The sequence below is a fragment of the Nocardia sp. NPDC059691 genome (genome assembly GCF_042733915.1).
GTDB classification, from domain to species: domain Bacteria; phylum Actinomycetota; class Actinomycetes; order Mycobacteriales; family Mycobacteriaceae; genus Nocardia; species Nocardia sichangensis.
Genome location: NZ_JBHWFB010000006.1, coordinates 151,373 through 170,209 on the forward strand (window position 1 = coordinate 151,373; position 18,837 = coordinate 170,209).

The 18,837-nt window shown below is 65.4% G+C and carries 20 protein-coding genes and 1 pseudogene; 12 read left to right on the plus strand and 9 right to left on the minus strand.

Annotation, left to right across the window (positions count from 1 at the left end):
* Positions 1-234 precede the first annotated feature (234 nt).
* Entirely contained in the window at positions 235-672 is a 438-nt protein-coding gene (locus ACFV2O_RS15425; protein ID WP_379252303.1) for a peptidase inhibitor family I36 protein, read from the minus strand.
* An 89-nt stretch (positions 673-761) separates the two neighbouring features.
* Positions 762-1,661, minus strand: coding sequence for an AraC family transcriptional regulator (locus ACFV2O_RS15430; protein ID WP_379252305.1), 900 nt, complete (start codon positions 1,659-1,661; stop codon positions 762-764).
* A gap of 634 nt (positions 1,662-2,295) precedes the next feature.
* On the opposite strand from ACFV2O_RS15430, the gene ACFV2O_RS15435 reads away from it, so the two are divergent.
* The 5 genes from ACFV2O_RS15435 (at position 2,296) to ACFV2O_RS15455 (ending at position 5,304) form a co-directional block, all read left to right on the plus strand.
* The gene (locus ACFV2O_RS15435; protein WP_379252533.1) at positions 2,296-2,832 is read left to right on the plus strand and encodes a putative immunity protein; all 537 of its coding nucleotides are present in this window, start codon (positions 2,296-2,298) and stop codon (positions 2,830-2,832) included.
* Positions 2,829-3,338, plus strand: a complete 510-nt coding sequence (locus tag ACFV2O_RS15440) for a putative immunity protein (protein ID WP_355078110.1) — start codon at positions 2,829-2,831, stop codon at positions 3,336-3,338. Before ACFV2O_RS15435 ends, ACFV2O_RS15440 begins: the two co-directional genes overlap by 4 nt.
* A 173-nt stretch (positions 3,339-3,511) precedes the next feature.
* On the plus strand, positions 3,512-4,129 hold the full coding sequence (locus ACFV2O_RS15445) for a TetR/AcrR family transcriptional regulator (protein WP_379252306.1): 618 nt from the start codon (positions 3,512-3,514) through the stop codon (positions 4,127-4,129).
* Positions 4,130-4,140: 11 nt separating this feature from the next.
* Positions 4,141-4,788 (plus strand): enoyl-CoA hydratase/isomerase family protein, encoded by a 648-nt coding sequence (locus ACFV2O_RS15450; RefSeq protein ID WP_379252307.1) that lies wholly within the window; start codon positions 4,141-4,143, stop codon positions 4,786-4,788.
* A 27-nt stretch (positions 4,789-4,815) separates the two neighbouring features.
* Positions 4,816-5,304 (plus strand): hotdog fold domain-containing protein, encoded by a 489-nt coding sequence (locus ACFV2O_RS15455; RefSeq protein WP_379252308.1) that lies wholly within the window; start codon positions 4,816-4,818, stop codon positions 5,302-5,304.
* Between the two features lie 13 nt (positions 5,305-5,317).
* On the opposite strand, the gene ACFV2O_RS15460 is transcribed toward ACFV2O_RS15455, so the two are convergent.
* Positions 5,318-5,899: an RDD family protein gene (locus ACFV2O_RS15460; protein WP_379252309.1), complete on the minus strand. Its 582-nt coding sequence runs from the start codon at positions 5,897-5,899 to the stop codon at positions 5,318-5,320.
* A 148-nt stretch (positions 5,900-6,047) separates the two neighbouring features.
* Here ACFV2O_RS15460 and ACFV2O_RS15465 point away from each other — a divergent pair, with 148 nt between their 5' ends.
* Positions 6,048-6,356, plus strand: coding sequence for a hypothetical protein (locus ACFV2O_RS15465; protein WP_379252544.1), 309 nt, complete (start codon positions 6,048-6,050; stop codon positions 6,354-6,356).
* A gap of 136 nt (positions 6,357-6,492) precedes the next feature.
* Positions 6,493-6,963 carry an RDD family protein gene (locus ACFV2O_RS15470; protein ID WP_356964096.1) on the plus strand — a complete coding sequence of 157 codons (471 nt, stop codon included), beginning with the start codon at positions 6,493-6,495 and terminating at the stop codon, positions 6,961-6,963.
* 221 nt (positions 6,964-7,184) lie between these two features.
* On the opposite strand, the gene ACFV2O_RS15475 is transcribed toward ACFV2O_RS15470, so the two are convergent.
* Positions 7,185-7,610, minus strand: a complete 426-nt coding sequence (locus tag ACFV2O_RS15475; protein ID WP_379252311.1) for a hypothetical protein — start codon at positions 7,608-7,610, stop codon at positions 7,185-7,187.
* Between the two features lie 1,038 nt (positions 7,611-8,648).
* Here ACFV2O_RS15475 and ACFV2O_RS15480 point away from each other — a divergent pair.
* Positions 8,649-8,876 (plus strand): hypothetical protein, encoded by a 228-nt coding sequence (locus ACFV2O_RS15480; RefSeq protein WP_379252312.1) that lies wholly within the window; start codon positions 8,649-8,651, stop codon positions 8,874-8,876.
* A 255-nt stretch (positions 8,877-9,131) separates the two neighbouring features.
* Positions 9,132-10,946: an ATP-binding cassette domain-containing protein gene (locus ACFV2O_RS15485; RefSeq protein WP_379252313.1), complete on the plus strand. Its 1,815-nt coding sequence runs from the start codon at positions 9,132-9,134 to the stop codon at positions 10,944-10,946.
* 210 nt (positions 10,947-11,156) lie between these two features.
* Here the strand turns inward: ACFV2O_RS15485 and ACFV2O_RS15490 are convergent, their stop codons facing one another.
* From ACFV2O_RS15490 to ACFV2O_RS15505, 4 genes and pseudogenes are all read right to left on the minus strand, one after another.
* On the minus strand, positions 11,157-12,749 hold the full coding sequence (locus ACFV2O_RS15490) for an HD domain-containing phosphohydrolase (protein ID WP_379252534.1): 1,593 nt from the start codon (positions 12,747-12,749) through the stop codon (positions 11,157-11,159).
* Positions 12,750-13,190: 441 nt separating this feature from the next.
* The gene (locus ACFV2O_RS15495) at positions 13,191-15,131 is read right to left on the minus strand and encodes a WD40 repeat domain-containing protein (RefSeq protein ID WP_379252535.1); all 1,941 of its coding nucleotides are present in this window, start codon (positions 15,129-15,131) and stop codon (positions 13,191-13,193) included.
* A gap of 528 nt (positions 15,132-15,659) precedes the next feature.
* Positions 15,660-15,989, minus strand: a pseudogene (locus ACFV2O_RS15500) (toll/interleukin-1 receptor domain-containing protein); the annotation flags it as partial.
* The gene (locus ACFV2O_RS15505; protein WP_379252314.1) at positions 15,989-16,468 is read right to left on the minus strand and encodes a transposase; all 480 of its coding nucleotides are present in this window, start codon (positions 16,466-16,468) and stop codon (positions 15,989-15,991) included. The gene ACFV2O_RS15505 and the pseudogene ACFV2O_RS15500, both read right to left, overlap by 1 nt.
* A gap of 169 nt (positions 16,469-16,637) precedes the next feature.
* On the opposite strand from ACFV2O_RS15505, the gene ACFV2O_RS15510 reads away from it, so the two are divergent.
* Positions 16,638-16,946 carry a DUF6802 family protein gene (locus ACFV2O_RS15510; RefSeq protein WP_379252315.1) on the plus strand — a complete coding sequence of 103 codons (309 nt, stop codon included), beginning with the start codon at positions 16,638-16,640 and terminating at the stop codon, positions 16,944-16,946.
* A gap of 388 nt (positions 16,947-17,334) precedes the next feature.
* Here ACFV2O_RS15510 and ACFV2O_RS15515 read toward each other — a convergent pair whose 3' ends face one another.
* Entirely contained in the window at positions 17,335-17,541 is a 207-nt protein-coding gene (locus ACFV2O_RS15515) for a hypothetical protein (protein WP_379252317.1), read from the minus strand.
* Positions 17,542-18,204: 663 nt separating this feature from the next.
* On the opposite strand from ACFV2O_RS15515, the gene ACFV2O_RS15520 reads away from it, so the two are divergent.
* Both ACFV2O_RS15520 and ACFV2O_RS15525 read left to right on the plus strand, forming a co-directional pair.
* A complete protein-coding gene (locus tag ACFV2O_RS15520) occupies positions 18,205-18,390 on the plus strand; it encodes a hypothetical protein (protein WP_379252318.1) in 186 nt (61 codons plus the stop codon).
* A gap of 44 nt (positions 18,391-18,434) precedes the next feature.
* Positions 18,435-18,698, plus strand: coding sequence for an FAD-dependent oxidoreductase (locus ACFV2O_RS15525; protein WP_379252319.1), 264 nt, complete (start codon positions 18,435-18,437; stop codon positions 18,696-18,698).
* The last annotated feature ends 139 nt before the right edge of the window (positions 18,699-18,837 follow it).

The following is an 18,837-nucleotide window of genomic DNA, read 5'->3' on the forward strand; positions in this document are numbered from 1 at the left end:
CCTTACCGTATGAGTTTCATCCGAAACAGAGAGGAGAAAGCGGTGACGCGAATTCACACGCCGAGTCGGGGCAGAACATCCCGAACCGGTAGCTGTGTATAGGAGTCTAGACGATCCACCACACCTGCGGGCGAATAATCTGCCTGTCCGCGACCTGGCGTCGTCGCCCGCGGACGGTCGGTACACCTCCCGGCTGCGCGCCGAGAGGGTTTACCGAGTATTGCAAATTTCAACTCAGCCGCAGACCCACAGGGCATCGGCCTTGTTGTCACCGTCGGCGGGCACATTGCCCTTGCTGTTGTCGGGGACCGAGACGAGCAGTTGCCACTCCTGACCGGTCCAGTTGTAGACGCCGACCGTCTTCCCGGTGCGGTTCCAGTACGAGCTCAGACGATCTCCATTTCCTTCGTTGCCGATGTCGTGCAGCAGGCAGTTGCTGTCGACCTGCACGAACATGCCGGTGCCGTTGCGGTGGTCGTAGCCGCAGAACAGTCCGCCCGGGCAGTCGTAAGCCGCCGACGCCGGTGCCGGCGCGAGGGCTGCGCCGTATCCAGCGACCGCGAGGGTAGCCGCCGCCGCGACGCTGAGCCGGCGAAACAATGTGAGTGAGAACATGATTGACCCTTCGAAGCCGATGGGATCGAGTATCGGTGCGGCGGAAATGCGCCGCACTCATGATGGGTGGACCGGACCGCCCGCGACTATCCACCTCGCGCGAGTTCTATCCGGGCTGCGCGGCGGGTTCGGCGCGGCGCGGCGTTTCAGGCGCGCAGCGTCACCGACGGCGGCACACCCCATCGCCGTCGGTACAGGGCTGAAAAACGGCCCAGATGCCAGAACCCCCAGTCCGCGGCCACCGCCGCGACCGTGGTCATGGTGGGGTCCGCGGCGGCCAGCGCGATGTGCACGCCCACCAGCCGGGCTTCACGCAATCGCGCCGTCGGTGTGGTGTCGAGGTATCGCCGGAAGCCCTCTTGCAGGCTCCGCACCGAAAGTCCCACTGCCTCAGCGATGTCGGTGATGGTGAGCATTTCGTGCGCATGGTCGGTGATGAGTTGTTCGGCCAGGCGGATGGGACGCGGCGTCGACTTTCCGGGTGCGTCGTCGAGCAGGAGCTCGGTGTAGCTGTTCGGCTGGGCCAGCAGGAGTTGGGACATCATCAGCTGCTCGATCTGCGGCCGCAGCCGCGAATCCAGGAACAGGCCGGGGCCTTCGGCGTCGGCCTGCAGCATGCGCAGCGATTCGAACCAGGTCCGGGCGGCCGGTGACCGCAATTGCATGGCGACGGCCATCCGCAGCGGACGATCCGGCGGCCGGCCCAGCATCCGCCGCAAATGGTCGTCCAACGCGGCACGGTCGAATCGGACGAGCAGTTGCCTGCTGCTCTCGTGCCAGTTCATGTCCAGGGGCGCGTCCGGGTCCGGAACCGAGGCCACCGCAGGGTCGGAGGCGATATCCGCGGTCCCGTTGAGCACCCGGGCCCACCCGGCCAGCGGTATTTGAACCAGGCGGAAGGTTTCGATGGGCTCGGTCCGGATCCGAACCTGGACCCCGTAATGCTTGTAGACCAGGCCGACATCGCCGTACCGGACGACATTGCAGCTGGCCTCCATGGTGGAGGCGCTCGGATCGAGCCGGTGCTCACGCAGAATGCCGCTCATCCCCGCCCGGGCCACCTCGGGGTCGGCGGTCCGAAAATAGCGATGCCTCGACAGCGGCTCTACGAACATCCCGACTGCCCTCCAAGCAGCAGGCACCGCGCGAACGGGCCTGGATCAGCGGATATCGACGGTATTGTCCGCCGACACCTGCGGGCACGCAGTCGGTTTCACATTCCAGGAAATCGGCGAGGTCCTGGGTAGATCGACCGATGCCACCAAGATGATCGCCAGCCGGGCTCGTCGCAACGTCAAAGCCGCAGATCAGCCGACGGGCCTCGGTCGTGATCATCGAGAAATCGTCCGAGCCTTCCCTGGGCGGCGACTTCGAAGCGCTCCTGCGCCTCCTCAACCCGAACGTGAAGCTGACCGTAGACACCTCCGACCAGGGGTCGGTGGTCCGATGGCGTGGAAGCGCGCTGGACGGGTGGGCCCGTCTCAGGTGTGGGGATGCTCGTTTCGGCTGTCCGGTCATTCGCGGCTGCCGTGGCATCACTTTGAGGGTTTACGGTCGAATCCCCTCGTTATGTGGCCATAACATTCAATTGGACGTTCAAGGTTACGATCGGAGGGTGTGAACCTCCGATCAGAGCCTCCCCTCCGGCGCAAGCAACGCACCCCAGACTTCGCGTTGACCATGGACGAGATCCGGGCAGTGACGGCTTTTGCCATGACCTCGGCAGAGCAGGTACTTCCGCTGTTCGAGGCATGTCACCCCGATGACAGCAGACCCCGCGACGCGCTCGCCGCCGCAGCCGCGTTCGTCCACGGAGACGACCGCTCTCGCGCCCAGCGGGTGACGGCACCTGCCGCCCACCGTGCTGGGCGAGAAGCGGCGGCGCCCGTGCCGTTTCACGCCGCGATGGCCGCGGGCGATGCCGCCGCGTCGGCGTATCTGCATCCGCTGGCGGATGCCGCTCAGGTCAACCACATCCTGCGCGCGTCTGCGCACACCATCCGAGTATTCGAGCTGCGCCCCAGCGACGAATACGGCGACTCGGTCGAGCGCATCGTCGACCTCGCGACGCCACTGGTGATCGACGTCCTCCGTCGTTATCCGAGGATCGGCGCCGGCGCGAACCGGGTCAGCCAGCTCGTGCACCAACTCGACCACCGCCTGCGAGATGAGCGCACCCCGTCACCGCGGCACGAGCGAGGGGCGGAGCGGCGATGATCCTGCCCAAGGTCAGAGACCCCCGAATGGTGACGATCCGTCGGGGTGGCCGCCTGACCGATGCCGACCATCAGTTGCTCGCGCTGTGGGCGGCGGCATGCGCCGAGCACGTTCTCGGCCATTTCGAGCACGAACAGCCCGACGATCCACGCCCACGAGACGCCATCGCCGCCGCCAGAGCGTGGGCGCGAGGCGACATGCCGATGATGCAAGCCCGGGCAGCAGGCGGACACGCGATGGGCGCCGCCCGCCCGCTGACCGGCGCGGCCCGGTTCGCCGCCTACGCCGCCGGACAAGCCGCATGCGTTGGACACGTCGCCGAACACGACCTCGGTGCCGCCGCCTACGCGATCAAAGCCGTTCGAAGCGCGCACCCCGGCAATCCCCAGGCGGGCCGGATCGAGCGTGACTGGCAGCGAGACCAGCTCACCGACCCCATCCGCGCCCTGGTCCTCGAAGACCAGGCCCGGCGCAACAGCATCTGCTGGTCGGTCTTCTCCGACTGAGCCGCACAGCATCTCCGCCGTATCGATCGCTGTCCTGGCAGTCTCCGGTCGGGGTGATCCGGTCTTCGAAGGGACCGCGAACGCGGTGCGTGCGGGCTTCCACCTCAGCTGGGAAATTCAACATCGACAGACTGTCCGTAGTTACGGAGCGAATGCTCTGTTATGCTCCAGCCATGCCCCGCCCTCGTGTACACGCCCTGGATCAGCTCATGGATGCCGCAGAACGGTTGGCAGTCGACTCCGGACCCGCCGCGGTCACCGTCCGCGCGCTCTCGGAGTCCGCGTCGGTGTCCAATGGCGCGATCTATCACGCCTTCGGCTCCCGCGCCGGGCTGATGGGACGTGTCTGGCTGCGCGCCGCGCAGCGGTTTCTGACTTTGCAGCGTGAGGCCGCGGATCGTGCACTGGCGCACGGGGGTGCCGTCGAGGCGGTCGTCGCGGCCGCCGACGCCCCTGCCGAATTCCTGGTGCAGCAGCCGGTTTCGGGGCGTTTTCTGCTGACCGTGCCCCGCCGGGAACTCCTCGGTTCCAGCGAGATCCCCGACGACATCGCCGAGCAACTACGCCGACTCGATCAGACCCTGACCGAGCTGTTCGTAAATCTGTCGCGTGGCGTGTTCGACCGCGCCGACCGTGAGGCCGTCGCCGTCATCCGTGATTGCGTGGTGGAACTGCCCACCGCGCTGCTGCTGCGCGGCAGCCGGAGCCCCGATACCGCAGTGCGCCAACGCCTCGCCGCGGCGGTCCGCGCGGTACTGGCCGTACCCCTGCACCCCACCACAACGAAGTGAAAGGAAACACCATGACCGCGAACCTGCACTACCAGGACAAGATCGCCGTACTGAACCTCGGCGACGACGAAAACCGTTTCTCCCCGGACTGGCTCGACACCGTCAACACCCACCTCGACACTATCGAGCGCGACGCGCAAGGGCTGGTCACCACCGGCAGCGGCAAGTTCTACTCCAACGGTCTCGACCTGGACTGGCTGATGGCCAACGGCGACCGCGCCGAATGGTACGTCGGCCGCGTCCAGGAACTGTTCGCCCGCATCCTCACCTTCCCGCTGCCCACCATCGCCGCGGTGAACGGCCACGCCTTCGGCGCCGGCGCCATGCTGGCCACCGCCCACGACTACCGCGTCATGCGTGAAGACCGCGGCTACTACTGCTTTCCCGAGGTCGACATCAACATCCCCTTCACCCCAGGCATGGCCGCGCTCATCCAGGCCAAGCTCGGCCCCCAGGCCGCCGTGACAGCGATGACCACCGGTTACCGTTTCAACGGTCCGGACGCCCTGGCTGCCGGGCTCGTCGACGCCACCGCCGCCGATACCGAGGTCCTCACCACCTCCATAACCCGGCTCACCCCCATTCTCGGCAAGGACCCCGCCACCCTCGCCGCCATCAAGACCACCATGTACAGCGCGGTCACCACCGCACTGCGCTGACACCGCTCGAACCGAGGAAGACCGTCGATGACAACCACCACGGACAAGCCGGCCGGCAACAATCTCGCGCTCTGGAACACACTGCAGCGCTTGCCATTCGGCAACTGGTTCTTCACCCAGGCGCTTTGCTTCAAAGCCCCCTATTTCCGCAGCGTGCACCCCCTTCTCCAAGAGCTGCGGCCCGGACTGTGCCGGGTCAGCGCCCCCAACCGGCGCAGCGTCCACAACCACCTCGGCACCTACCACGCCATCGCCTCGTGCAACATGGCCGAGCTCGCCGGCGGCATGATGACCGACGCCACCATCCCCGCCACCCACCGGTGGATCCCGGTCGGCATGACCGTGGAATACAAGTCCAAGGCAACCACCGCAGTGACCGCCGTCGCCTCCCTCGACCCCATTCCCGACTTCGGCGACGAACCCACCGAACTCGTCGTCCCGGTCGATATCCTCGACGCCGACGGCAAAGCCTTCGTCACCGCCCGGATCACCATGCACGTTTCCAAGAAACGCTGACGCCCACACCGGCTCACAAGCCCCTGGCACCACGCTGCGCGAACCAGGTGACCAGAAACGACTCGATCTTTCGCTTGGCCGCGCGTACCACCCGGCTGCCAGTTGCCAGATCGTGCAGGGCCAGGCGTTTTCCCGCGGGATTCGCCGCGAGGAAGAAGCTCACAATGAGCGCGAGGAAGCCGACAACGGCGATCCCATTGAGCATGGCTGATTCCGGATTCGATCCCGACAGGGACATGAATACGAACGGCAGGAAGATGATCAGCATGCGCGAGGCTACCGGCAGCAATTCCAGCCTTGGCCGAGCCCACTCTCCACAAGGTACTACCCGAAGTCCGAGAAGCCCTTTGCCGAGAGTCTGTCCGTCGCGGCGGATCAACAGAAAGACCTCCAATCCAACGTAGGCGATGAAGTAGCACAACCACGCCGCTGATCCGTAGACCACCGCTTCATGGGCTTCGGTCGTCAGCAAGGCGACCGGGACCAACAGAATTCCGACGGGTACGGCGACGACGAATGTGAGTAGCAGGCAGAAAGCAAGGTCGAGGAGCCTTGCGGCGAGACGCCGGAAGAACGGAGCGGATTCGTAGGGCATCTGACCTCATCTGTGACTTTTCTTCGATGGCGAGTTGCCTTCGGCGAGAGCGGCTCTGGGTACTGCGTCGCAATCGCCGCGCCCCCGCGCTTCGTTACTCAACTGACAAAGGGAGCGTGAGCCGAAAGGTCGGTCAAGGCAGCCGCGAGTGACGATCGAATCCAATGCGCTGATCGATCCGACCATGGACCGCGTGCTGTCCGTCGGCGAGGCCTATAGGCTGATCCAGCTGGGTTTGTCCGGTGGTGACGCGTTCGGTCGCGAGGCGCGGCGGAGACTGCGCAGCCGCTCCGAAACAGCAGTAGCCGTGGATCGCCCGAAGCCGGATCGCCGTGGCGGCAGGTCACAAGAGCAACCTGAACGCCGCCACCGAGGCGAGGAGACTTGGGCGGGCTCAGTATCCAATTTCAGAAGTGGTGCGTGGCAGATGAATTCACGTCCGGCGAACGGGCGATAGTGCACTGGAGTCGGTACTCTCGGTCTACAGTGGTCGTTGCGATCTGTGCAATGTCCTGAGTGACAGGTTTTCGGGCGACGCGCCAGTCCGGCGGGTGAGTGCGCGGTCGGACATGGGATCGATATGAGGAGGAATGATGACTGCGGGTGGGTACGGCCAGAATCCGGGGCAGGTGGTCGGTGTCGCTGCGGCCGGGATCGGAGGCCGTGCCGCGGCCAGATTCATCGACTGGATCATTGCCGGCATCATCGGTGGATTACTGTTCTGGGTGCTCGAGCGGGTATCCGACCTGCCGGGATGGGTTTCGATTCTTCCTGGCGCCGGATTCGGGTTCCTGTACTTCGTATTCTTCGAGGTGGTGACCGGGTCGACGCCGGGCAAGAAGGTCCTCGGACTGCATGTCACCGGGGCCGGTGGCGCGGCGAAGCCGAATGTCGTGGAATCGGCGAAACGCAACGCGTACATGCTGTTCAACTTGATTCCGTGGGTCGGCGGTATCTTCTGGTTCTTCGCGGCCATCGCGATCGCTGTCACAGTGACCGCGAGTTCGACGAAGCAAGGCTGGCACGACAACTTCGCGGGTGGCACGCAGGTGGTCAAGCGCTGACGCGAGCGCGCTGGTTGCCTTCGCCCGGACGGTGCGATCACGTCGGCGCCCGGATCGGCCGGATCCGCCGACGACCCGGACATCGGTGCAGCCGTCCCTAAGGCGAACGCAACCGCATCGAGATCCGCGTCCGCGCCGCTATGGCCGCGCAAGCGCAAGTCGAGGGCCGCTATCTCGGCGGCCAGCCACCCTACGGGTACCGGTGGAGACGGCACTTGCGCTCAGTTCAGTGTGAACGTCGCCGTACCCGAGATCTGCTCCATCTCTCTGTTGTTCGAGTCCAGCGCGACGATTCGAGCCTCCACCCGGCCGACGCCCGGAGCGGTGCCGAAACCGACGATGACGCCGTCCACCGTGTCTTGAACGACACCGTTCACGACGCGGTGCTGCTGCCCGTCCGCGTACCCGGTATCGAGGTTTTTGAAGCGCACAGCGACCTTCCAGTCCGAGCAGTTTTCCCCGGTCTGGGTGACGTTCAGCCGCACGCCGAATGTGCCGGCCTTCTCATGTCGCACGGTGACCGCGTCGATGATCGCCGAGCAGCTGGTCGGAACCAGGCGCGTCAGCGTCGGCGAGAACGGAAAGCCCGGGTCATGCGGTACCGCGGGAGATGGCGCGGCGAACCCGACCATCCCGGCGGCGGTCAACGCTGCGGTGACACCTGCGCGAGCCAAAAACCGTTGCGGCTGTTTGCGATTGAGAGACATGTCCGGTTTGTCGGATCACCGGCAGCCGGTGTTACAACAGTCGTCGCGTCAGTAGAGTCACTGTAACGTCTGGCATGGATACCGGTCGGGATCGCTTCGCCCACTGCGGGTACCTCAGCGAGGTCCGATCCTTGCGGTCAGAGCCCGCTGCTGCCGAGGGACAGTACGCTGCTTCCGGCGCTGAGCAGCAGCGACAGAATCGACAAGAAATTCACTTCAGACCCTCTTTCTCCTGGTCACCGCCAGGGCTCTCATAGGCTGGCCCGGGAAGGTTTCGAGCGCTTCGGCGCCTCGTTCGCGGACCGCTGGCTGCAGCGTAAACATTCACCGCGGTCCGCCAGCGGGTTGCACTGCCCACCTCTGGCAACAACCGACACCGAGCAAGCTCCACAACGTGTCCTGCCGCGCGATCGGTGAACCAGACAAGCTGCCACAACATCGAGCAAGACCCGGCCGAGTGGGCGATCCTCGACAACGCGCCGTTGCTTTGCCGATCGCGTCAGCGATCACCTGCGGCGGAGAGTTGCGCTTGGCGCTTGCCTCCGCCGCCAAAGTCGCCGCCGACACGCTCGGCATCCAAAGGACGCTGCCCGGGGCCTGATCCGGGTGAGAACGGCCTGTCACGCACCCGCAGAGGTCGCTACCCGGTCGAGCCGAACTCGGCGTCGCTGCCGACCTCGATCGCGCCGTCGACGAACAGTGCAGTAATCGAATACATGCACTCCACCGGTGCAGGCAGGTTTGACTGAGGTGTCCGGCAGTGGGTGCCCTGGGACGCCGTCAAGCCAGACTGAACCACCGATCCGTTCTCTTGGCACTGGGCCGCCCCCGGGCATTCTGTTGCCGATCGCGTGCGGCCGCATGAACTGGGTATCACCCTCGAACACCGAAAACTGCGAACAGCGGACGTGAGAGTCACCTGAAGGGACAACCGGACGCTGCATGTCGATTGTTGTCGGACGATCGGAGGAGAGCGTCATGGCGGCGCGCGACCGGACCTACCTCGTTCGCCTCGACCCATACCTGCGCGACGAGAGTGCGCCACATGGGGGCATTCGAGGGGTGTTCTTCGACTGGCTGCAGACCGTCGATGCCGAGCCCGTCGAGCTCTGCGGCGCCGATCGCGTCGTCATCCGCTGTTCGCCGGAAGCCGCCGACCGCATCCGCGACCTCGAGTACGTCCTGGACGTCGAACAGCGTGCCTAGATATCCGCGCCGATAGCGTCGCCCGAGCAGACGTTCACCCCGGCCGGACGCTGGAGACGGATGATGAGCTGGGAGCGTGTACAGGCGGTCAGCTCGGGTATCAGCCACGTGAGGTAGTCCAGACTGCTGCTGTGGCAGCTGACCATGCTCAGCCCGACCCGGTCACCCCGCACACCCTTCGCTCGGGTTAGCGCGTGGCCCCGCTGCCCGGTGGGGTGATCGATTCCTGGTGGCCGTATTTGAGGCAAACGCCTCATGCGACCACGTAGGCGGCGGACCGATGATCAGGGCATGACAAAGCGAGTTCAGGAATCACGGAGATCACCGGTCACGACCGAATCGACATTCGAACCACCGACCGTCGAGCGGGGCGGTAAGCGCACTTCGGATCACGCACTCGGCGTGCCGGGCGGCGGGCGGGTCGATGCGGTCAACGTAAGCAGGAAGGTCGGGACGCGGCAAATTCTCCAGGAGCTGTCGTTGTCGATCGAACCAGGCGAATTGGTCGCCATTGCCGGCGGCAGTGGCGCAGGAAAGAGCACATTGCTGGAGATCCTCGCGGGACTGCGACCACCGTCTGCCGGGGAGGTTCGGCATGACGGCGTCGTGCGCGGGGCCCGAGGCAGCGCCGATTCCCGTATCGGCTACGTGCCCCAAGAGGACATCATCCACCTCGAGATGCCCCTGCGCCGCACGCTGCGCTACGCGGCGCGGCTGCGGCTGCCCGCAGGCACATCGGCGGCCGAGGCGGACCGGGTGGTCGAAGAGACTATGCATGATCTCGACCTGGCTGATCGGGCCGAGGTGCCGGTCCGTGCGCTCTCCGGCGGCCAGCGCAAGCGGGCCAGTATCGCCGTGGAGCTACTGACCCGGCCGCACCTTTTCTTCCTCGACGAACCCACCTCCGGACTCGATCCATCGACCGCAGCCGACGTGATGCGCCTGCTGCGCCGACTCAGCCAGCGCGGAGTCACAGTCGTCCTCACCACGCATGAGCCGGCCGGCATCGACCGGTGTGACCGGGTGGTATTTCTGGCGCGCGACGGCCACCTGGCTTTCACCGGCAGCCCGGCCGAGGCTCGGCGCTACTTCGGCGTGGAGGATCTAGCCGAGGTGTACGACCGGCTGGCTCGTGAGCACACACCCAGGATCTGGGCGAAGCGATTCGCGGACAGCGGTGGGCAGTCGAAAGCCCAGCCCGGCTCGGCTCTAATGCCCGCCCCTGCCACCAGTTCAGACGTGAAGCGCACGGGCCCGGTCCGGCAATGGTGGCTACTTACCCAACGCAATGTCGATGTTCTCGTTCGCAACCGGCTGACCCTGGCGGTCCTGCTCGGGTCACCGGTGCTGGTCACTGCGATGATGGCGACGCTGTTCAAGCGCGGCGCGTTCGATCCGCGTAGCCAAGCCGACCTCGGCCCGGCCCAGATCGTGTTCTGGATCGCATTTGCAGGCTTCTTCTTCGGCCTTACGTACGGCCTGCTCCAGATCGTCGGGGAAATGGCCGTCTTCCGGCGGGAGCGCCTGGCCGGACTCAACGTGGGCGCTTACGTGACATCCAAGGTGACAGCGCTGCTTCCGGTGCTGGCAGGAGTGAGCGCGGTGCTCCTCGGTGTGCTGCGGGCGCTCGGTCGGCTCCCCGCCGTTGGGTGGGACGTGTCCGCCTTCCTGTTTCTGACGATTGTGATCGAGGCGACCTCGGCGCTGGCTCTCGGATTGCTCGCCTCGGCCGCAGTCTCCAACGCCGCGCAGGCCGCCCTCGCCCTGCCGATGCTCTGCTTCCCTCAGGTTCTGTTCGGTGGCGCGATAGTCCCCGTTGACGAGATGGCCTTCCCTGGACGCCTGATGAGTCTCGGCCTATCCAACCGCCACGCATTCGAAGCGCTGGGTCGCGACCTGGACCTCGACCGGTACACCGCCACGCTGCCGGCCATGTCCGCCTACGGTGACACCTTCCACGGAGGCACCGGGGCCAGTCTCATCGCGCTCGCCTCGTTTGCCGGTGGCCTCATGCTGGCCACGGTATGGGTCTTGGACCGGCGATCCCGGCCCGGCGCGTCTCGGCGATGAAGGCCCAGCGCAGTCGGTCCCGCCATATGTCTGAACAGATGTCGGCGGGACCGGGGCGTGCGGCAGTTCCGCGCTTCCGAGTGCACAGTCTGACGTGCAGACCGGCCCGTCGATACGAGTGCAGGGCCGAAACGGCACCGAGTCGCTGCCTGGGCCACGAACCGGACGCGCGCTGTCGGCTCGGCCAATCGGTGATCGGTCCCGACTGCTTCAATCTCCCACAGCCGCATTGACCGGGAAGCCAGCCAGACCCCGATCGATCGCGGCGAGACTGGCCTGCGTGCGGTTGTTGACACCCAGCTTGGTATAGACGCGTTCGACGTGGTTCCGTGCCGTTTTCTCGGCGATGAACAGTTCGGCGGCGATTTCTCGGTTCGACCGGCCCTGCGCGACGAGTCGCAGAATCTGCACCTCGCGGTCGGTCAGCCCGGCCGGCCAGGGCGTCCGCCGCGATATCCGCGGACCGGCCACCGCAAGCACGGCCGCAGCCGATTCGGCGTCGAAGCGTCCGGCACGTGCCTCCTTGTGTAAATGATCGGCAGCGTCGCGAGGATCGAGCGGCGGCCGGTCGGGCCGCGCCTCTAGCAGTCCCTGATATGCCTCCGCCGTGGCAAGCAGCCGGTCCTGGGCGGTCAACTCCGCGCCGGCGATCCCCCGGGGGAAGCCGGACCCGTCGATCCGTTCCCGGTGCTTCATCGCGACGGGCACCACCGACTCCAAGCCGTTAACTCGGCTCAGTATCCGGCCGGTCAGATCTGGATACATCCGTACCCGCTCCCATTCAGCCGTAGTGAGCGGCCCCTTCTTCTCCCAGATCTGATTGGACACTCCCATTTTGCCGAGGCCGTGCACTAGGCCGGCGCGATAGAGAAGCGTGATGTCCGACGGCGACATGCCCAGGTGTCGGGCTGCCGCGGCTACCAGATTCGCGACGCCACGCGAATGCCCTAGTGTGAACGGAGATTTGAGATCGACGAAATCAGCCATAGCCTCGAGTAACTGGTCGCTCTCCTCGGCCGTCAGGGTTCGGTCACGATCCGGTGCTTGGGCCAACGCGTGGGTCCATACGTCGATTTGGAGTAACCCGTCCACGATCGCCGCCGCGTCACGATCGAACACCGCCGCCACGGCTGGGCTGAACTGACTGCCGCGCCGAGAACGGAGCACATCCTTCGCGTGCTCGAGCCCAGCCGTCCGCAGGTGTACCTCGATGACGTCTGCGACGTGAGCGATGTGGATCTCGACGGGGATATCCTCGCCGCGAGAACCGTTGGGCAATCCCCGGCCGTCCCAGCGTTCGAAGACATAGGCCAGCGCCTTTCCGACCTGCCCGTCCAAGCCCATCCGATCGGAGAGAATGCGGGCGGAACTGCAATGCGACTGGATCAGTGTGGCGACCTGGCCGCGAGCCGCGACCAGAAAGGTGGTGGCACGGAGGCCGCGCTCCCAGCCTGGCAATCCGCGTCCAACATGACTCATCATCAGCCGCAGAAACGGCAGGCCGGTCATGTCCACCGTGTAGGTGTCGGCCCGGAAGGCGATGTCGTCGCCGAAGAGCGCGGAGAGTTCGTGGGAATCGGCGTGACAACCGATCCACCCGACCAGATTGGCGTAGTACACGGTCGCTCGCTGTTGGAGGTCGAGCCCCATCCGCTCGGCGATCCGTGTCGCGATCAAGGACGACCGAAGCATGTGTTCCATCGGCTGACCCAGACCGAGGTCGATCGCAAGCGATATCGCGGCCAGCAGTTCAGCTCTACTCAGACCCTTCCGCGAGCCGGGCAGCGTCCCGTGCGGGTGCATCTTCTCATTGTCCACCCGAACAACGGCCATCTCGGCGGAAGACAAGACACCGGCCTGATCAGCCCGCGGGCCCCACGGCAAGATCAAGCCATCCGATGCCGATTCAGGGACGTACCTTGAACATGCCGACGTCGTGAAGCAGCTGCCCGATCCGACAAGACAGACCTCTACCAGGCCCTTTACGGCTGCACGTCCACGATCGGGGAGCGGGCGCCCACTGGCGCAGCGTTTCGACGATTCGGCCGCATCGCCACTTCCGGGAGCCGGATGCAGGATTCGGGCGACAGACATAGGAGCGACCGCGTCGTATCCGGGCGGTAGACGGTGCCGCTACTGGAGTCAGCAGGTCGCCGACGCTGATTCCGCTGCGCGGTATCAGCAGTTGTCGGCGTGAGAGGGTGGGGGAGGCGTCGATAGTGCCGTGCCGCAGGACCGGGGAGGCTATGGGCAAAGTCTCCTGTACTTCGGGCCCTTTGGCACGTACTGCATCCATCGATCCTGTGCGAAGGTGCCGTTGGCCCATTCACAGAGTGCGGATACGGGGTCGATCGTGAAGCCGATATCCCACAACCGGACTGTGTGATCGTCGCCCCCCGTGGCTAGGTTTCTACCGTCCGGGCTGAAAGCCACGGAGCGGACTTGGTCTGCGTGGCGAGTGAGGGGGCCGCCGATCGGTTGGTGGGTGGTGATATCCCACAGCCGGGTCGTGCGGTCGGCGCTGCCGGTGGCGAGGGTTTTCCCGTCCGGGCTGAATGCCATCGAGTACACCACAGCGGTATGCCCGATGAGCGAATTACCGGTTTCACGGTGCTCGGCGATGTCCCACAACCGGATGGTTCCGCCGCCGATACTGACGGCGAGAGTCTTGCCGTCCGGGCTGAACGCTACCGAGTCGCCACCGAGTTGTGTGTCGATGTCCAGAGTGAGCTGGTCGTGGGTCACGTTCCAGAGTTGAGTCGTTCCGGGGTTGGTGCTGATGGCGAGAGTTTTGCCATCCGGGCTGAAGACCACAGAGCGGACCACGCCGTCTTGGCTGACGAGGGGGTCGCCGATGGACCGATGGGTGGCCACGTCCCATAGCCGTACCGTGCCGTGACTGCTGCCGGTGGCGAGGGTCTTTCCGTCCGAGCTGAACGCCACCTCGTACATTGCGCCGTCTTGGCTGACGAGGGGGTCGCCGATGGACCGATGGGTGGCCACGTCCCATAGCCGTACCGTGCCGTCGCCGCTGCCAGCGGCGAGAGATTTCCCGTCCGGGCTGAACGTCACTGACCAGATCGCACTGGTGTGCCCGGTGAGGGTGTCGCCGATAGGTTGGTGTGTCGTCACGTCCCACAGGCGCACGGTGTCCCCGCTGCCGGTGGCGAGAGTTTTGCCGTCGAGGCTCAACGCCACTGACTCGACCCGATCGGTCTGGGCGGTGAGCAGAGTGCTGGTCGGCTGGTCACCCGTTACCTGCCAAGTTCGTATCGTGTGGTCCCAGCTGCCGGTGGCGAGGAACTTGCCGTCCGGGCTGAACGCCAGCGACCATATCGCGTCGGTATGGCCGGTGAGGGGCGCACCGATCTGCTGGTGGGTGGTGGTATCCCACAGCCGAGCCGTGCGGTCGGCACTGCCGGTGGCGAGTGTTTTCCCGTCCGGGCTGAACGCTACGGACCACACATCGTTGGTGTGACCTTCCAAGGCCGTGCCGAGTTGCTTGTGGGTGGTGGCATCCCAGAGCCGCGCGGTGTTGTCCTGGCTGCCGGTGGCGAGTGTTTTCCCGTCCGGGCTGAACTTCAGTGAGACGACCGTCATGCTGTGGCCGGTGAGCGGGGCACCGATCTGCCGATGCTGGTCCATGTCCCACAGCCGGACCGTGCCGTCAGGACCGCTCGCAGCGAGGGTCTTCCCATCCGGGCTCCACGCGACAGTCGAGACCATCTGGATGGTTCCGTGCTCTGTGTAGAGGGTGAATGGGGCGCCGATGAGTCGGTGAGTGGCCATGTCCCATAGCCGGATAGTGCGGTCGCCACCGCTGGTGGCAAGGGTTTTCCCGTCCGGGCTGAACGTCACCGAGGCTACGGTATTGGTGTGGCCGGTCAGTGGCTCTCCGATCGGCCGACGGGTCGCGATATCCCAGAGCCGCACGGTGTAGTCCCCGCTGCCGGTGGCAAGGGTCCTTCCGTCCGGACTGAACGCCAGGGAGGGCACCTGATCAGCGTGGCCGGTGAGAGGTTCGCCGATCGGGGACTGCGTACTCGTATCCCAAAACCGGATAGTGCCCTCGCGGCTCCCTGTGGCGAGAGTCCTTCCGTCAGGGCTGAACGCCATCGAGATCACTCCGGTCATGTTTGGGCTCGTCAACACCCCCGTTCCGGGATTGCGTGCGGCGACCAGCATGGCATGGCGGGCTCCCGGGCGGGGATCTATCCGCCACGCGGCCAGGCTGTCGAATCTGGCTCCGTATGGGTCGGACTCGGCCAAATCTTCGCTCGAGTCGATCAGTCCGCGAGCTATCGCTATGTCACGCTGTTTGCGAGCCTCGTTGCGCTGCAGTAGAAACCCAACACCCGCAACGATCGACAGGACCAGCAGGACGACAAGTCCAGCCACCACCGTCCGCCGCCATCGCATGGACCGCCGATGCGCACTGACGTCGGCGCTGTCGAGCTGCTCCATCGGCACGCCCCTCGGCCGGGACGCCAGCGACGCGACCGCCCTACGGAAACTACTGTCGCGCAATGACCGAATGTCTTCGTCGTGCGCGAATGCCAGTGATACCCAATGCGGTTCAGCGTCGAAGTATCCGCGCAGCGAGCGCGGCAGCGCGGTCGTGACCGTCCAGTCGAAATCACCGTCTCCCCATGCGATGACACCATCCGTCATCGCGATCAGAAACGTGTCCGGGGTTCCGTTGCGCCGCCAGAAATCGACCTCCTTCCCGACCCATGCCGAACTGGCAGCGGTCGGCGAAGCCAGCAGCAGAAAGTACCGCGAATGCGACAGTGCGGATTCGATTTCGGCTGGCAGGTCATGCGCTGCCGACAGGTCGGTACGGTCACGGAACACCCGTATCGCCCTCGGCTGATTCCACGGCTTGGCCAACCGCGACAACGCCCGCTGCAAGTCAGATGCCAGCTTCTCGTCCGCGTCGTGGCTGTAGGACATGAACACATCGAACTTCTCCGGCCCACGTGCGGGGAACGAACTCGACCAGGATCCGCCCCCAAGTAACCGGCCCAACCGCCAGGCAAACATCACCAGTCACCTCCATAACCGATCAGCTGGCCTCGAATCCCAACGGGGTCTATCTCGCTAACGGCTCCTCTCTGTGTCAAGTCTCGATGAGTAGAGAGGTACCGACTTGTTGAATCGAAGCCGAGTTCGTGGTCTGCAGCCGTGATCTTCGAGGCTGCGGTCGGGGTCGCTCGGCAAACACCTGTCGCCTGCTGGGGCTGACCTTCTAACGGCTTGCGTCCCGGCCGCGGCCGCCGACGGGGGTTGGCGGTCTGGGTTCGGATACGGATCAGATCGTCCCGGTACTCGGTGAGCGTGCGCAGCACCTGTGCCGTCTCGTCGGTGTGCACCGATCGGAGTCCCGTGCTGTTGAGCGCGGCGATGCCGACCGACAGCGCGTCGGCTCCGTCGTTCTTGCGGCCGTGCCCGGTGGAAAGCATTCGCACACGGTGGGCGAGTTTCGCTGGCACATCGAGGCATTCGATTCCGTCTTCGGCCACCCCTTGGCGCGGGCCTTGGCCATGCCTCCTTTGCGGTGCGCAGGTGGCCTAGGTTGGCTTCGAATCCGGCGACCAGTGGTACCAGGTGTTGAATGGCGGCAAAGACCTCGATACTCTGGGCCGATGCTGGCCGAGTTCTTCGAAGGCATGGCGCCAGAAAGCAGGGGCCATGGTCACGTCGGGTGATTTGCCGGGACTGGATCTACCGCATATCGACGCGCACTCCGAATTAGGCGGCCTCGGCGCCGTCGAGCTGCACCATCCCACCCAGGACATCGACCAAGACGGTCTGCTCGACAGCGTGACCATCACCGGCGACGATGCCATGCAGGTGTGGACCGACGTCGATCACGACGGCTTCGCCGATCACGTCAAGGTGGTGGAGAAGGACGGCGACTATACCGCCTGGGAGTTCCATCGACACCCGGACGGAACCTCGGAGTGGATTCGGACGGATCAGGGGCGGCTGGGCATGTGAGCGGTGCCGCCCTCGGACAGTTGACGTTCGAGATCACCATCGCGGAACCAACCTCATGAGTCAGCACAGCTGCAGTAGTTGGATGCGAAAGCTGTGACTGAAAGAACGACGATGGCTTGACCACGAAGACATCTTGCAGCGGCTCGGGCCGCGGATGGGCTTGGTTGGCGCTCGGCGGGACTGCCGATGAGGTCGGTCGGTGTGCTGGAGTTCGGGTTTCGTGGCGACGCGGGGGTTCGCGGACGAGGAGTTTTGAGATCGGGTGGCAAGCCATCCCGTTGAGGGAGGGTGCGGCAGCGCCGGGTCGGGCTATGTCGGAACTGCGCCGACACTCGTTGCACGACACCACTCGGATGGTTGTCGATTCGGCGGGATAGCCACCCCCCCCTCAGCGGCGAAACAGTTCGAACTGGCTGCCAGTTCGACGGCAGAACCAGGTCTTACCCAGCTCTTCTCGACCGAATTTAGCCACCCCATTCGCGACACAGGCTCCGTGAGTGGGGTAGTAGTCAACGGTTTCATCGGCCGCCGCCGTACCAGCCGCGCCGAAGGAGAAGGCCGCGATCATCGCCCCGCTGATCAGATACTTCACCATGACGGGAAGCTTATAGCGTGACACTACTGCGCCGCGCCTGAAATACGTTGGCCAGGTGCAGGTTCCGTCAGTGTCGAGGACAGGGCGGGCGAAGAGGACTGTGTTGACCGTGACAGCACGGTTGTTTTCGGAGTTGTGGCATTGATGGCAGGGCTGGCGTGGAGTACCTGCCGCGACAGGGACTCCACGGAGTGATCACGGGTCGGCTCAGCGCGGCCGAACGGCGCCTGGTGGGGGTCGGCGGCAGCGGCATAGCGCCGGGTCTGCGGAAACGTGTCGGCGGGCAGCGCGGTGAACCGGCGCACCAGCTCCGCGCGGCTGACTACCCACTCCTGTTCCGGGTGTTTCCGCCGGTGCTGGACCAGTGACTGTTCCAGGGCGTAGGCGCTGACGTAGAGGGACAGTGCGTCCAGGCGGCAATCAGGGGTTCGATTCCGCCCGCGAGCAGGCTCGCGAACATCCCCTCCCGGACCCGCAGCGCCTCGAGGTTGGTGGGAACCATGGCCAGTGCGGCGCGCGAAACGCCGGGGTATTCCAGGTACTGGTCGCGGATCTGGGTGAACACGTCGAGGAGCTGACTGCGCCACGTGGCCGGGTCCGGTTCGGGAATTACGATCTCTGCGCTGAGCCTGCTGACGGGGACGGGTGAGCCTGCTCGGCGCGATGCGCTTCCGTACCCCGCCGAAGGAGGCAGTCGAGGCGCTGGCACCCGAGGTGACCCTGCCCGATATGCGCGACTACGTGCGCTGGGCCACGATCGTGCCGCCGAACGGCTCACTCGGCACCGCGACCCCACAGGAGGCCGTGCTGTCCAGGATGCCGGGCCGGCACCCGACCTGCGGGCGCTGATCGAACAGGCCGATACGGACAACAGCAGCCTGCTCTCCATCCGAGTGGTCGACCCCGGCGAACGCTGGGCGCCCGGTCCGGTCGCGCTGCTCGGCGATGCCATCCACGCCACCTCACCGACCGGCGGTTACGGCGCCAACACCGCCCTGCGCGACGCCGACCTGCTCCGCCGCTGCCGCACCGGCGGCCGCGACCTCCTCGGCGCGATCGGCGACTACGAGCGCCAGATGTTCGAATACGGCGCCGAGGCCGTCCGCTTCAGCCTCGAGGCGCTGCCCGCCATCGCCCGGCAGACAGAACCAGCCTGACACAAACCGAAGGTGCTGACTCTGGCTGACCTCGAAGCCCCCTCCGGACATGGGTAAGGCAATCCGTGGGCCGCACGGTGACGATGCATCCAGATTCTCCGGCTAATGCTCTTCGACGGAACTGCGCTCTACCGCGCAC